Genomic DNA, 13,328 nt, shown 5'->3' with positions numbered 1-13,328 from the left:
GGTTTGGTAGGTTGCCCAGGCTAGAGTCTCTCTCAGATCACGACTATCGCACACGCGATTAGACATTATTCATGCGATGAACATTCGTTTCCTGCAGACCGTCGTCTGGCTTTCCGAGCTGCGGAGCTTCCGCGTCACCGCGGATCGCATGAACATCACGCCAGCAGCGATTTCCAGCCGCATCGCTGCTATCGAACAGGAGCTGGGCATTCGGCTCTTCGAGCGCGATAGCCGCGATGTGCGATTGACGGATGAGGGACGAACTTTCGTTTCCGGCGCGCGCGATATAATTGCCCGATACAATAACCTGGTCAGTGAAGTAATCCCACAAAAAACCGTTGAAGGAACGGTCCGCATTGGCGTCTTGCCTAGTATGGCTCTGACCATCCTGCCGGGCATCATGGAGACTCTCAGGAATCAGTTCCCGCGCATACGTGTCTCAATCACCACCGATACGTCCCGGATGATCTTGGGCAAGTTGCAGCAAAGAGAACTCGACGTCGTCTTGGGCTTTCACGAGCCTCACGAAGACCAATACCGGGTGGTCAATCTTTGCACCTTCGGGATGTTTTGGATCGCTGATCGCCGGCTTCAGACTCATGACGACATCCTTACCAAAGAAGACCTGTTGCTGCACCCGATAATCTCATACGCCATCGGAACTCATAATCACCGACGCTTAGTCGAGTACATGTCGCAACGCCGTTTGGAGGAGTGCGTCATTCATTACTCAGATTCACTTACGACGACAATCAGCATGGTCGCGGCAGGAATTGGTATCTCTATACTGCCGCCAATCGTTATTCAGGATGAGCTCCGCTCGGGCAACTTGAAGGTACTAAATGTAAATCAAGATTTCCCCTCGACAGATTACTTTGCTGTCTATCTAGAGAACCCCTCTTCACGGCTTTCCCCGCTGATCGCGTCAATCGCCGCGGACGTCGCCGCAGACTATTGCGCGCTCTACGACAACGCAATTGCTTCTCGATACTAACACTACTTTGGCAGGTATGAGGAACCGGGCGAATTCAGAAGATTTCTTCCGCTGAGAGATCCTGGTTGGAGGTGAGTCATGAGCACCTCGGTCGCGTGGGACCACGAACTTCAGTCCTGGCTTGAGCCGTTTCTCAAACCTCTTCGTCACCCGGCCCGCCGGCGCATGTGCCCGCTCTATGTGGCCGGGCTGATCGGTCCCGGTGAGCGCAAGAGCCTGCAGCCGATGGCGGCGCGCGTGGCTCCGGCCGACTATGCCCAACTGCATCACTTCGTGGCGGTGGGCCCTTGGGACGAGGCGCCGCTGGAAGCTGAACTCCTGGCGCAGGCCAACCGGCTCGTCGGCGGGCCTGATGCCGTCCTGGTGATCGAGGATACCGCTCTGCCCAAGAAGGGCACGCAGTCCGTAGGCGTGGCCTCGCAATATGCCGGAGCTCTGGGCATGAAGGCGAACTGCCAGAGCTTGGTCTCGCTCACCCTTGCCAAGGGTGAAGTGCCGATCCCAATCGCCTTACGGCTGTTTCTGCCCGACACCTGGATCAAAGATCCGGAGCGCCTGCAGCACGCCGGGGTGCCTGAGACCTTCTGGGTGGAGCGCTCCAAGCCCGAGATCGCGCTCGATGAACTCGAACGCCTGCTGCAAGCGGGCGTGAGCTTCGGGGCGGTTCTGGCCGATGCCGGCTACGGCATCAGTGCTCCGTTCCGGCAGGGCTTGTCAGCGCTCGGCTTGTCATGGGCGGTGGGCATTCCGCGCATTCAGAAGGTGTATCCGGCAGACGTGCGGTTAGTCCTGCCACCCGTCACCCGTGGAGGGCCGCGCAAGACGCTTGTCCCGGACGAGGATTCTATTGCGGCCGAAGCCCAGCTGGCGAAGAGCTCATGGCAGCGGATCACGTGGCGACGCGGCACCAAGGGGCCGTTGCGGGCGAAGTGCGCGGCCGTGCGCGTGCGGGTGGCCGATGGGCCCGAGGTGCGCCTGCACGGGCTTACTGGCCAGCATCTGCCCGGCGACGAGGTCTGGCTGGTGGGCGAGCACCGCTCGTCGGGCGAGCGCAAGTACTATCTGTCCAACCTACCGCCCGACACTTCGCTGAAACAGCTCGCCTCCCTCATCAAGGCGCGCTGGATCTGCGAGCAGGCGCACCAGCAACTCAAGGAAGAACTTGGGCTTGATCACGTCGAGGGCCGCTCGTGGCGGGGCTTGCATCGGCATGCCCTGCTGACGCTAATTGCGTATTTGTTCTTGCAGCATCTGCGCTTGCGCGCCGCTCAGCGGGAAAAAAAGAAGATCCAGCGGGCCACCGCCACAACCGACGCTGCCGGCCATTCGGCGCATGCTGCTTGATCATCTCGCGCACGCCATGCGCCTGCGATGTCCGATCTGCCGAGCCAACTTCACCCTTGGATCACTGATGAAAACGCCAAAGTAGTGCTTCTGTAATGGGCCGTTGGGTGTCAAGTCCCTGAGTGACTGTCACGTCGCCGAAGTCTTGCTTCTGTTCGGGGTCGGCGCGCGGCCGCCCCACCATGCCATCAGAGAGGATGCGGTCAGCCCATCTAAGACGCGTGTTCCACCTCGATGAGGTGCTCACGGCACTACTTACGGCTTGACCGCCTCCATCGTCCCGGCGACGGGACCTCAGGAGAACAGAGCTGAACGCGCCCTGTTCCGAACGCTTGCTCCTTCTATGCGGCGACGCCCTCCCGGTTCCAGCGGAAGGTCGTGCCGTCGATCCACATGCGATGCAAAATAACCGCAAGCTTCCGGGCCAGCGCCACCTTGGCCCGCCGCATGCCCCGGCGCTTGGCCACCTCCAGCGCCCAGCGCTTGAGCGCGGAGAAGCGCACCGCGCGGGTCAGCAGGATGTGGGCGCCCTCATACAGCGCCGTGCGCACCATCGGATCGCCCACTCGGCTCACCGCTCCCGTGATGTCGGTCTCGCCCGACTGGTACTTCTTCGGGGTGAGGCCAAAATGCGCCCCCACGGCTCGCGATCGCGAGAACCGCTCGGGATTGTCCACCGCGGACGTGAAGGTGACCGCAATCAGCGCACCGACGCCTGGTACGCTCATCAACCGCCGGCAGACCTCGTTCTTTCGAGCAATCGCCAGCATGGCCCGATGCAACCTGGCAAACTCCGTCTGCAGAGCCTTTCGAGCGCGCAGCATGGCCTCGGCAATCTTCTCCAGCATCGCATGGCCTGCCGTGAGGGTACGCACCCGCGTGGCGAACTGGCCCTTGCTGATCTCGCCGATCTTCAGGCCGAAGCCGCGCAACAGCCCACGCAGACTGAGTTCGATATCTCGCATCTTGGCCAGCAGCTGCTTGCGGGCCATGAGCAGGGCCCGCACTTCTTGCGCCGGCGGCGACTTGCAGTGGACGGGGCGGAACCAGCCCATGCGCAGCAGCTGGGCGATGCCGCGCGCATCGCGCCGATCGGTCTTGACGATCATGGCCGAGAGCGCCGCCTTCACATGCCGGGTCTCCAGCAGCACGACTTCGAACCCGGCTTGCACAAGGCCGGCATGCAGCCACTGCGAGAGTGGCCCGGCCTCCAGGCCGACGCGGGTGAGCGGCAGGTTCAGGCTGGCGAGAAAGGTGGCAAGCGCCTCAGGCTCGCTGGCGACCTTCGCCTCGCGGATGATCTGCCCGGAGGCATCGAGGATGCAGACGCTGCTCAGTTCCAAAGACACGTCAATTCCGGCATAGTAGTCCATGGCTGTCCCTCGCGATGCTTGGGGGCCGATCCGTTCGGCCCCCGTTTCAACACCATCACTCTGAGGGACAGCCACCCCGTTCCGCTACCTCGTGAGCGGCAGGCCCATTACGGCATCTAAGGCGTGTGGACAATCATTTGAGGGCCATGAAGCTGGCGGCGAGATAGATCATGGCCTCAAAGCTCGGATCGGTCTTGTCATAGCGAGTGGCGATGCGGCGGAACTGCTTCAGGGCGCAGAAGAAGTTCTCGACCAGATGACGCCATCGATACATCGCAGAGTCACACGCCATCGGCCGCGCACGATTGGCCTTGGGCGGGATAACCGCGGTCGCGCCACGGGCATCGAGCTCCTGGCGCAGCGCATCGTTGTCGAAGCCCTTGTCAGCAATCAGAGCGCCCATCTCGAGCCCCTCGAGCAAGGGATCGGCTCCGACGCTGTCATGACGCTGGCCCGGCAGTAGCAGAAAGTCCGCCAGGTTGCCGAGTGCATCCACCAGGGCCACGATCTTGGTGGTTAGGCCGCCGCGTGAGCGCCCGATGGCCTGACGACAAGTCCCCCTTTAGCGCCCGTCCCGCGCTGGTGGACGCGGATGATCGTGCCATCGATGAGCGCGTACTCGAAATCGGGATCACCGGATAGGAGTTGGAAGAGCCGCTCGAAGATCCCGGCCTGCGCCCAGCGACGAAAGCGCCGGAACACGCTGTTCCAGGAGCCAAACGCCTCGGGCAGGTCGCGCCAGGGTGCCCCGGTGCGCACCATCCACAACACCGCTTCCAGAAACAGCCGATTGTCCGAGCCTGTGCGACCTGGATCGCCGGCCTTCCCGGGGAGCAATGGTGCGACACGCTCCCACTGTTCATCCTTGAGCACCCACCGATTCAAAGCTGACCTCCAGTTTGCAGCCTTGAATCAAACTTTCTCTACGGCGGGAATCCCAAAGGCACCTGATTGTCCACATGCCTTAAAACAGCGGAATGAAAAAATTCCCGATGCGCAACATGCAGGATGCACATAGCAGCATTGGACGCCATCGAGTAGCTCCGCACGAACGGGCAGCATCAGGTCGTGGAGGTGGAGGGCGAGACCGTCCCTGCCCGCTCCGCCGGCCGAGCGGCCATGATCAAGCTGGCCCTGCGCAACACGATCAAGCGCCTCGCGCAGGAACTGACGGAGCTTCGTAAAGAGAAGACGGTCCTTGAGCAGCGCTACGAGAACGCTCTCGGCGAAGCGGAGGAATGGCGCAGCCGGCATCAGGCTACCGTCACGGCGTTGCTGGAGACGCGCAGCCGCCTGAAAAGGCTAAGGATGTGGTAGTCATCTTTGATGGCGGATCTCTCTGTCATCGACCATGCGAGTCTTGAGGCTGGAGGCACTTGACCAGATACGACGCCCAGCCAAGAGTTCGGCACCACCATCAGAGATGCAGCCTTAGCCGACGTCGACCGCAAAACCGCTCAAACCGATCCGTGCCGGGCGTATAGTGTCGAGGAGCTACCGGACCACATTGCCGGGGGATCCTGACGCTCGCTGCAAAGATGGAACGTGACGATCTCGACATCCCGTCTTGGCTCCGTGGGCTTTATCAGTCGCTTCCAGCTCTCACTCAAACGGGCGGAGCTATCCGCTTTTATAATTGCGCCTGCTATTCCGAGCGTTTCTCAACGAGGCGTGCCAGAAGTGATGCCCCAAGTGGGATTATACCGTCGTCAAAGTCGTAGCCAGCGTTGTGGAGCGTCAGACCGGGCGTCTGACCCAGCCATACATAGGCGCCCGGTACAACTTGCAGCATGTCCGCGAACTCCTCGCTCTCCATCTTCGGCGGCGCAGTCGAATCGACAAGAGATGGGCCGAACAGCTCGGTTGCGGCTTGCGCTGCAGCGGCCGCGTGCTGTTGTGTAAAACCGAGAAGATGTCCCGGATTTCGACATCGATGGTGGCATTGAAGGCACTGGCGATGCCCGCGGCAAGCTCACGGATGCGTCGGTGGCTGAGCTCCCGCAGACTCTGATCGAAGGTTCGCACTGTGCCGGCCATGCGCACAGTCTCGGGGATCACGTTGTAAGCTGCGCCTCCATGGATCTGAGTGACTGATATCACCGCGGCTTCGAGCGGATTAGCGTTGCGACTCACGATTGTCTGCATCGCCTGTCCAAGGGTGAACGCGATGACCGTGGGGTCGATTGCCTAGTTCAGACGGGCGCCGTGAGCGCCCCGCCCGGTGATGTGGATGTCAAAGAAATCCGCCGCTGCCATAGCGAAGCCTGATTGCACGGACACCAATCCTTTTGGAGCATCAGGCGAGTTGTGGAGGCCATAGATTTCGTCACATGGGAAGCTCTCGAACAATCCGTCTGTAATCATCGCACGGGCGCCGCCGAGGCCCTCCTCGGCTGGCTGAAAGATGAACACCGCGCTCCCGCCGAAGGCGCGGGTTTCGGCCAAGTAGCGAGCTGCCCCCAGCGGCATTGTGGTGTGGCCATCGTGCCCGCAGGCATGCATCTTGCCGGGTGTTTTGGATCGGTAAGGAACGCTCGTTGCCTCCTCGATCGGAAGCGCGTCCATATCAGCCCGTAGGCCGATGCGGCGAAAGCCCGATCCAGTTCCGTGCAGCACGCCGACGATGCCGGTTTTGCCGATGCCACAGTGCACCTCGATGCCCCAGCTCCCCAGGCGCTCGGCCACGATACCGGAGGTATGCTCCTCCTCGAACCGGATCTCCGGGTGGGCATGTAGATCACACCGGATGGTGACAAGATCGTTCGCGTACGCGCAGATGTGTTCAACAAGGGACATGGCTTCCTCAAAGGCAGTAACGCAGGAACTCAACTCCCCACTGCCGCCGTGCTGGATCCATCAGGCGTGTTACTTTCACCGCTGGGTCACGCCCCGCAACCGCCCTTATCATGGCACCAAGTGCCCCCGGTCGGGCGGGACGTTTTTGACCCGAGCCTTTGATCGCTCCATTTCAGCTCGGACGGTAAGTGTTATCGTGCCGGTGCCATGCAGTCTCTGCTCCATCATTCTTCTCGGAGCGGAGGGCCAAACCTTGAATGATCGCGGCATCTCCCTGACCAAAATACTAGCTCAGGGGTCCTATCTCAATATCCATCAGCGGCGCGAACTGCTGTCCGCCGTGCAGGTCGGCATCGGCCGGGTCGCCTGCAGGCAGGGCGCGGGGGATGGTCACCTTGAAGGCCAGAGCATTATCGCACTCGAAGAACCGGATCTGGTTTTCGGAGCAGCACAACAGTTCGGCAAGGCGCCGGACATTAAGTACACCAGATGTCTTGACATGCCGATACATCTCCTCATCCGAAAACATGATATCGAATGTCAGGGAGAACGGGCCCGCATTTTTGCTGCGGATCAGGCTGGTGTACTCATGCAGTCTCATGTCGGCCTCCAGTCACCCGAACGTCACGACGTCGGTGCGGAACATGTCACGGTAATGGTGAGGCAGGGCAACGTGGTGCACGTTGAACCGCCAGAACGGCCCGCGCTCGAGATAGGCCTGATTGAACAGGCAGGCGAAGCCGGTGATAGAGCCCGACCAGTCCGGGATGGGATGATGCAGAAGTGGCTGCCGGCTTAGTTCGGCGATTTTCGTTGCCAGCTCCTGCGTGGGCGCCGTAAGGCAGACGGCGAGGCCAATCTCGTGCGGCATCCGGTCGATCAGCGGCTCCCGGCTGCCCATCACGGCGTTGCGGCCGTAGGCGTGCACGTCGATGCGCCAGTCGTCCGGTGCCAGGCGGCTTCCCAGGAGCTTTGTAACCTTCTGCGCGATCTCCGCCTTCACCTCGGCAATCCAGACATCGAAGCGCCGGATGATGAACGGATCTCGAATGCCGCCAATGATGACCGTCTGGTACCCGGCAAGTTCCACCCCCTCCAGCTTGACGCTGTATTGGTCGGCGGGAATGTAGCGCGCCCCGACAATCTTCACGCTGACCGGATCGTGCTGAGTAAATACCGAATGGGTGAGGTCAAGCGTGCCAGAACATTCGCGGTGCAGATAGGGATCGCCATTCTCATAGAGGCTGTGCGACGCCACGCTCTGAGGCGTGCAGCGCAGACCTTCGCCGAGCGGTGTGATGATCCCGTGATCCGGGTAGAGTTCGCCATACATCGTGCCTTTCCTGTAGGTCTCACAGGTGAGCGTTCCGCATTCCACGATCTTGCCGGCGTGCCAGGCGAGGCCCTCCGGGATCCCCCGCAGGATCGGCACCGCGGCGAACAGCGCTGAGTCGCTGCACCGGCCGGCGAGCACAAGGTCGACATCGAGCCCGATGGCATCCTGCAGGGGTTCGACGCCCATCATCCCCACGACGCGCGTGCTGCGCTCGAGGGCTGCCTCGTCGAAATGAGGGGCGTTCTCCAGTGGACGTAAACGCCCTTCGTCCATGAGGCCCTTGAGATAGCCCTTGCTTTGCTCGGAACGGATGACCGCGACACGCAGCGACTTGCCGCGCGTCTCGGCGATCTCCTTCACGATGTCGAGCATGCGGTCGACATGCGGGTCGCCACCGGCAGTGTCCGCCGAGCCGATCAGGATGGGTGTGCCCTTGGGGACCTCACTGAGGAGGATGTCGAGGTCGTGGTGCATCGCCTCCCGCGCATACGCCCCCTTGCCCGCGCCGAGGTGATACGGGCCGGCGTCGATGGTGCCGGCATCCGAGGCGACGAAATGCGGCTTGCGGGCCAAGGTCTCACGAAAGGACGGGAGATCAATGCCTGCGCCGATTGCCCCGGACGAGCAGACGAAACGTACCCCCTCAGACATTCTGGACCCCACACTGTGACCACCGTCTGCCCAGGCGGCAGACCCATTTGTCGACAATTTATGGCGAAATTTGGTGCGCCTCACCGGCATGACCGCAACTTGACAGAAAGAAAGTGAGCCGTCAATCTTCTTACCATGATGATTGTCGACAAAAATCCTCACACTCTGGTCGGCGACCCGGAGTCTCCGCTCTCCGACCGCATCGTGCAAACGATCGCCGACGCGATCATATCCGGCGATCTGCCTGGCGGGGCGCGCCTCCGCGAATCCGAGCTTGCCCAGCGCTATGGGGTAAGCCGGGCCCCCCTGCGCGAGGCGCTCCGGCTATTGGAAGAACGCCGGCTGATCGAACGCCTGCCTTATAGTGGGGTGCGCGTGACGGAGCTGTCGGTGAAGCTGGCAAGCGACCTCTACGAGATCCGCGCTGAACTGGAGGCGCTGGCTTGCCGGCGGGCCGCGGCGCTCATCGGACCAGATCAGATCGCTGAGCTCGAGCACCTGCTCGCCGGCGAGGCGGAGAACATCGATGGCATCGAGCGAGGCAAGCGCGACCGTCTGCCCCCGATCCGCGATTTCCACACGCGCATCGCCGAGATTGCCGGCAACCAGGAACTGCTTCGCCTGCTATCGCACGATCTCTGGCGTCACGCGCGCAACTACTACCAGCGTGTCTGGGAAACCCTGACTGAGCGCAGCCGCCAAACCCATTTCGAGCACGTCGCGATTCTCGAAGCACTCAAGCAGCGGGACAGCGAGCTCGCCGCACTCCTGATGCGCCGCCACATCGAACGCTCGCGTCGCGTGGTCGAGGAGATGTTATCAATGCGCACTCTTGCCGATTCAAGTCCCGGGGAGAAAACATGAAAGCATTGTTGAAGGCCGGATTAACGGTGTGCTTCACCGTCGCAGGTCTCTTTTCCACGCAGGCCGAAATCAAGGACAATCCGGCGCTGGTCGAAGCCAGCAAGGCCGAGAAGGGCGTGTTGGTCTACTCCAACCTGGAGCCGGAGTACTGGGAACCCGTGCTCGAGTTGTTTGCGAGCAAATATCCCTGGATCAAGGTCGCGACTACCAATATGGGCGGTGACCTCTGGGAGAAATACTATGCGGAGAGCTCCACCAAGACGCGCACTGCAGACTTGATTCTCACCGGGAGCGCCGACCGCTGGCTCGAATTCGCGGACAAGGGCGAGATCGTCGACTATGTTTCGCCGCACACGCCGGATCTGCCGGCCTGGAGCCGCCCGCTTCCCGGGCTCTACACCGCTTCCACGGATCCCTTTATTATCGCCTACAACAAATTCCTTATCGCTAAGGACAAGGCGCCGAAATCCCTTGCCGATATCGCCAGGCTTGCACCGGGCCTGAAAGGCAAGATCTCTACATACGACGCGGCGGCCAATCCGCTCGGCCTGTCGCTGTTCTGGGAATGGAACAAGGCGAATCCTGGCAAGTGGGACGAGGTGATCAAGCCGATCGGCGTTTCGAGCCGGCCGGAGCGGAGCGCGGGCACGATCCGCGACAAAGTGCTCACCGGCGAATATGCAACTGGAATTTTTCTGTCGGGAGTCAACATTCCCCGCCTGAGCCGGCCGGATGCCCAGAAGGTGGTGGACTGGGCCTTCCCAGCCGACGGTACACCTCTTGTGCTGCGGGGCCTTGCGCTGACGAAGGCGGCATCCAGCCCGAACTCGGCCAAGCTGCTGCTCGACACGCTCCTGTCGCGCGCGGGCCAGATCGCGCTCGCCAAGGGAGGCGTCACGCCCTACCGCGCGGACGTCAAGAAGGAGGACGTTCCTTTCTTCAGCTACAGTGCGATCGTCGACCAGATCGGCGCAAAAAACGTGATCGTCGTCGGCTACGACCGGGACCTGATGGCCAATCGGGAGGCTTTCACTGCGAAGTGGAAGGACGCATTCAGCGCCAAGTAAAGCGCCACGAAGGGTGCAGGGGTTCTGAGATGAGCAGCATCGATTATACTGTTGGAGCGCCGGCACTCGCCCAGCGCCGCCAGAGCCAGCGCAGTGAGGCCATCGGCCAGTACGCGATCGCGCTTCTATGCCTCGTGCTGGTGGCCATTCCGCTCGCGCCGCTGCTCCTGCAAACCTTCAGCGCGCAGCCGATCTATGCATGGGACGGATCTTTCACGCTCCGGAATTTCCAACACCTCTTCGGGTTGCCGGAAATTCCCGCGTTGGCCGGCACCACGCTGTTGTTCTGCGTGATCTCAATCTTGTTCTCGACCGTCTTCGGCACCGTTCTCGCACTGTTGGTCGGGCGCACCAACATTCCCTTACGCGGTGCCTTGTCGAACATCCTCCTCTGGCCGATGTTTGTCTCACCGCTGGTCATCGGCTTCGGAGCGATCTTAACCTATGGGCCTTCCGGCTATCTCAGCGGTGCTTACATGCGCATCATGGGTGCGCCCGCACCTTGGGATATCTACACGATCTGGGGCCTGTCGCTGATGTCGGGCGTGGCGATGGCGCCCATGACAATCCTTTACTGCATCTCCTCGGCGCAGCAGCAGGACCCGCGGCTGGAAGCCGCAGCCCGCGCGTCCGGCTCAGGCCCGCTGCGCATCGTCTGGCGCATCACCATCCCGCTCATGCGGCCGGCCCTCGTCTCCGCCTTCATCATGAATGTCGTGGCTGCGCTAGAGATGTTCGCCATCCCGCTACTGCTCGGCGGTCCGGTCGGCATCCAACTTATCACTACCTTCATCTACGACAAGGGCTTCGAGGCCGGGCGCCCGGATTATGGGCTCGTCTCGGCGGCGGCCATTATTTTGCTTGTGATGGTGTGCAGCCTTGTCGCCCTGCAACAGGTTCTTCTGTGCCGTGTCCATCGCTTCATCAGCGTCGGTCCGAAGGGAACGCGGCTCCAGCCGCTCGACCTTGGCGCCTGGCGCTGGCCGGCTTTCGGTTTTGTCACGGCCTATATCGCGCTAACCATGGGTGCGCTTGCGTTCGGGCTTCTGCTGCGCTCCTTCGTCAGCATCCTGTCCCCGTTCATTTCACCGCTCGAGGTGCTGACACTGGAGAACTATCGCGACCTGCTGGTCAACTCAGCCTATCGACAGTCTGTCATGAACACGTTGCTTTTGGCAGTGATCGGCGGCTTCGTTGCCACAGCACTGGTCGGGGTCATCGCCTTCGTCGCCCAGAGATCGACCTTCCGCTTCCGCGCCACGGTGGACCTTCTGGCGCAACTGCCGCGTGCCGTGCCCGGCCTCATCGTCAGTCTAGGGGTATTCTACGCCGCCATATTCATGCCCGGCCTCGGTGTGATCGCCGGCACGCTGTGGATCCTCGGGCTGGCCTACGTCATTCGCCACCTGCCGGCGGGATACGGCATTGTGGCGCCGGCTCTGTTGCAGGTGACGCGCGACTTCGACCGCTCCGCGCAGGTCGTTGGGGCCTCCTGGGCACTCACCATGCGTCGCATCATCGCCCCCGTGCTGAAGCCGGCTTTTCTCGCCTGCTACACGCTGATGATGATCCTGTTCCTCAAGGAATATGCCGCCGCGATCTTCCTCTACAGGCCCGGCAACGAGGTGATCTCGATGACCATGCTCACCGCCTGGATCCCCGGGTACACGGGAATTGTCTCCTCGCTGGCCGTGCTTCAGATTGCGATCACGGCCGTGCTCATCCTCATTGCCACGCGCCAGTTCGGAGTGAAGCTACATGGCTGAAGTCGCGGTCGAACATCTCTGTCGTAGGATTGACAACATCGAAATTCTCAAGGAGGTGTCGTTCCGGGTCCGGGAGGGCGAGTTCCTCACGCTGCTCGGCCCTTCTGGCTGCGGCAAGTCGACGACGCTAAATGCACTGGCCGGACTCGACCGTCCATCTTCCGGCCGCATCGTTATCGGCGGTGAGACCTTCTATGACGGCGATCGAGATATTTTCGTCGATGCGCGGTACCGCAATCTTGGGCTAATGTTCCAATCTTATGCGCTCTGGCCGCACATGACGGTCGCGCAAAATCTCGACTTTACACTGGAGATCCGGCGCATAAGGGGCACCGAGGCCAGAAAACGCGTGATGGAGGCGCTGGAGCTGGTGGACATGGCCTCCTACGCCAGCCGCTACCCGGGCGAACTGTCCGGCGGCCAGCAGCAGCGCGTGGCCTTGGCCCGCACGCTGGTCTACAGGCCGAAGCTTCTGCTGCTCGATGAGCCCCTGTCGAATCTCGACGCCAAGCTGCGGGACCGCGCGCGCGACTGGCTGCGCGATCTCCAGCAGCGCACGGGCGTGACGACGATCTACGTGACGCATGACCAGATCGAGGCGCTGTCGCTCAGTGACCGAATCATCGTGATGGATCGAGGGCGGATCGTCCAATACGATACCCCGTCGAAGATCTATGAGGCGCCGTCCTGTACCTTCGTCGCGGATTTTGTCGGCGCCAGCAACACCTTTCTAGCGGAGGTGGTCGCCTGCGATTCTGGACGAGCGGTCCTACGCATCGATTCCGACACGCTTCTCCATGCCGCGACAGATTTCCGTCTTCGCCCCGGAGTGAAGGTCATGGTGTCGGTGCGCCCTGAACGCATCGAGGCAACGCAGGATGCCGGCGCGGACGCGAATAATGCGTTCGACGTGGTGTTGGACATGTCGAGCTATCAGGGTGCTCGCACCGTGCATTCCTTCGTGCTCGGCGGCCAGCGGCTTCGCATGGAAAGTCCCCAAGGGCATCTCGGTGCCAGGGCGAGGATCCGCATTCCGGTCGAGGCGCTTCGCCTTTATCCGCAGGAATGAATGGAGAGGCACCGAGACAGCGGCGGCCGCGAACGCCTCAAAGTATCTTCGGTAGATCAGACGACACG

The 13,328-nt window shown here is 61.6% G+C and carries 11 protein-coding genes and 1 pseudogene; 7 read left to right on the top strand and 5 right to left on the bottom strand.

Translation table 11 applies throughout. The annotated features are described in order from the left end of the window. The first annotated feature begins 76 nt into the window (after positions 1-76). Both JO965_RS31810 and JO965_RS31805 read left to right on the top strand, forming a co-directional pair. The gene (locus JO965_RS31810) at positions 77-994 is read left to right on the top strand and encodes a LysR family transcriptional regulator (protein ID WP_203444869.1); all 918 of its coding nucleotides are present in this window, start codon (positions 77-79) and stop codon (positions 992-994) included. A 78-nt stretch (positions 995-1,072) separates the two neighbouring features. Further along, positions 1,073-2,338, top strand: coding sequence for an IS701 family transposase (locus JO965_RS31805; protein WP_203444868.1), 1,266 nt, complete (start codon positions 1,073-1,075; stop codon positions 2,336-2,338). A 341-nt stretch (positions 2,339-2,679) separates the two neighbouring features. On the opposite strand, the gene JO965_RS31800 is transcribed toward JO965_RS31805, so the two are convergent. Both JO965_RS31800 and JO965_RS31795 read right to left on the bottom strand, forming a co-directional pair. Continuing rightward, positions 2,680-3,711 carry an IS110 family transposase gene (locus tag JO965_RS31800; protein WP_203444867.1) on the bottom strand — a complete coding sequence of 344 codons (1,032 nt, stop codon included), beginning with the start codon at positions 3,709-3,711 and terminating at the stop codon, positions 2,680-2,682. A gap of 133 nt (positions 3,712-3,844) precedes the next feature. After that, a protein-coding gene (locus JO965_RS31795; RefSeq protein ID WP_203444866.1) for an IS5 family transposase occupies positions 3,845-4,596 on the bottom strand; the annotation gives its coding sequence in 2 pieces (ribosomal slippage) (positions 3,845-4,263 and positions 4,263-4,596; 753 coding nt in all). A gap of 234 nt (positions 4,597-4,830) precedes the next feature. Here JO965_RS31795 and JO965_RS31790 point away from each other — a divergent pair. Beyond that, positions 4,831-5,028, top strand: a complete 198-nt coding sequence (locus JO965_RS31790) for a hypothetical protein (RefSeq protein WP_203444865.1) — start codon at positions 4,831-4,833, stop codon at positions 5,026-5,028. A gap of 328 nt (positions 5,029-5,356) precedes the next feature. On the opposite strand, the pseudogene JO965_RS31785 reads toward JO965_RS31790, so the two are convergent. The 3 genes and pseudogenes from JO965_RS31785 to JO965_RS31775 all read right to left on the bottom strand — a co-directional run bounded on the left by JO965_RS31785 (position 5,357) and on the right by JO965_RS31775 (position 8,416). Continuing rightward, positions 5,357-6,507, bottom strand: a pseudogene (locus tag JO965_RS31785) (M20 aminoacylase family protein). 286 nt (positions 6,508-6,793) lie between these two features. Continuing rightward, a complete protein-coding gene (locus JO965_RS31780) occupies positions 6,794-7,108 on the bottom strand; it encodes a DUF4387 domain-containing protein (protein WP_203444864.1) in 315 nt (104 codons plus the stop codon). Positions 7,109-7,120: 12 nt separating this feature from the next. Next, positions 7,121-8,416 carry an acyclic terpene utilization AtuA family protein gene (locus tag JO965_RS31775; protein WP_246776977.1) on the bottom strand — a complete coding sequence of 432 codons (1,296 nt, stop codon included), beginning with the start codon at positions 8,414-8,416 and terminating at the stop codon, positions 7,121-7,123. Between the two features lie 213 nt (positions 8,417-8,629). Between JO965_RS31775 and JO965_RS31770 the strand changes: the two genes are divergently transcribed. The 4 genes from JO965_RS31770 to JO965_RS31755 are packed head-to-tail and all read left to right on the top strand — an operon-like array spanning position 8,630 to position 13,260. Further along, the gene (locus JO965_RS31770) at positions 8,630-9,358 is read left to right on the top strand and encodes a GntR family transcriptional regulator (RefSeq protein ID WP_203444862.1); all 729 of its coding nucleotides are present in this window, start codon (positions 8,630-8,632) and stop codon (positions 9,356-9,358) included. Then, positions 9,355-10,425 carry an ABC transporter substrate-binding protein gene (locus JO965_RS31765; RefSeq protein WP_203444861.1) on the top strand — a complete coding sequence of 357 codons (1,071 nt, stop codon included), beginning with the start codon at positions 9,355-9,357 and terminating at the stop codon, positions 10,423-10,425. Before JO965_RS31770 ends, JO965_RS31765 begins: the two co-directional genes overlap by 4 nt. A gap of 29 nt (positions 10,426-10,454) precedes the next feature. Beyond that, the gene (locus tag JO965_RS31760) at positions 10,455-12,191 is read left to right on the top strand and encodes an iron ABC transporter permease (RefSeq protein ID WP_203444860.1); all 1,737 of its coding nucleotides are present in this window, start codon (positions 10,455-10,457) and stop codon (positions 12,189-12,191) included. Continuing rightward, positions 12,184-13,260 (top strand): ABC transporter ATP-binding protein, encoded by a 1,077-nt coding sequence (locus tag JO965_RS31755; RefSeq protein WP_203444859.1) that lies wholly within the window; start codon positions 12,184-12,186, stop codon positions 13,258-13,260. The genes JO965_RS31760 and JO965_RS31755 overlap by 8 nt, the downstream gene beginning before the upstream one ends. The last annotated feature ends 68 nt before the right edge of the window (positions 13,261-13,328 follow it).

This window comes from Microvirga sp. VF16 (genome assembly GCF_016864375.1).
Taxonomy (GTDB): domain Bacteria; phylum Pseudomonadota; class Alphaproteobacteria; order Rhizobiales; family Beijerinckiaceae; genus Microvirga.
The sequence above is the reverse complement of the archived record's forward strand: the minus strand, read 5'-3'. Positions and strand labels throughout refer to the sequence as shown.

What these genes read in the sequence shown, in the direction of transcription:
- JO965_RS31765 (WP_203444861.1), top strand. Translation starts at nt 9,355, where the DNA reads ATGAAAGCATTGTTGAAGGCCGGATTAACGGTGTGCTTCACCGTCGCA.
- JO965_RS31770 (WP_203444862.1), top strand. Translation starts at nt 8,630, where the DNA reads ATGATGATTGTCGACAAAAATCCTCACACTCTGGTCGGCGACCCGGAG.
- JO965_RS31755 (WP_203444859.1), top strand. Translation starts at nt 12,184, where the DNA reads ATGGCTGAAGTCGCGGTCGAACATCTCTGTCGTAGGATTGACAACATC.
- JO965_RS31805 (WP_203444868.1), top strand. Translation starts at nt 1,073, where the DNA reads ATGAGCACCTCGGTCGCGTGGGACCACGAACTTCAGTCCTGGCTTGAG.
- JO965_RS31810 (WP_203444869.1), top strand. Translation starts at nt 77, where the DNA reads ATGAACATTCGTTTCCTGCAGACCGTCGTCTGGCTTTCCGAGCTGCGG.
- JO965_RS31760 (WP_203444860.1), top strand. Translation starts at nt 10,455, where the DNA reads ATGAGCAGCATCGATTATACTGTTGGAGCGCCGGCACTCGCCCAGCGC.
- JO965_RS31800 (WP_203444867.1), bottom strand. Translation starts at nt 3,711, where the DNA reads ATGGACTACTATGCCGGAATTGACGTGTCTTTGGAACTGAGCAGCGTC.
- JO965_RS31780 (WP_203444864.1), bottom strand. Translation starts at nt 7,108, where the DNA reads ATGAGACTGCATGAGTACACCAGCCTGATCCGCAGCAAAAATGCGGGC.
- JO965_RS31790 (WP_203444865.1), top strand. Translation starts at nt 4,831, where the DNA reads ATGATCAAGCTGGCCCTGCGCAACACGATCAAGCGCCTCGCGCAGGAA.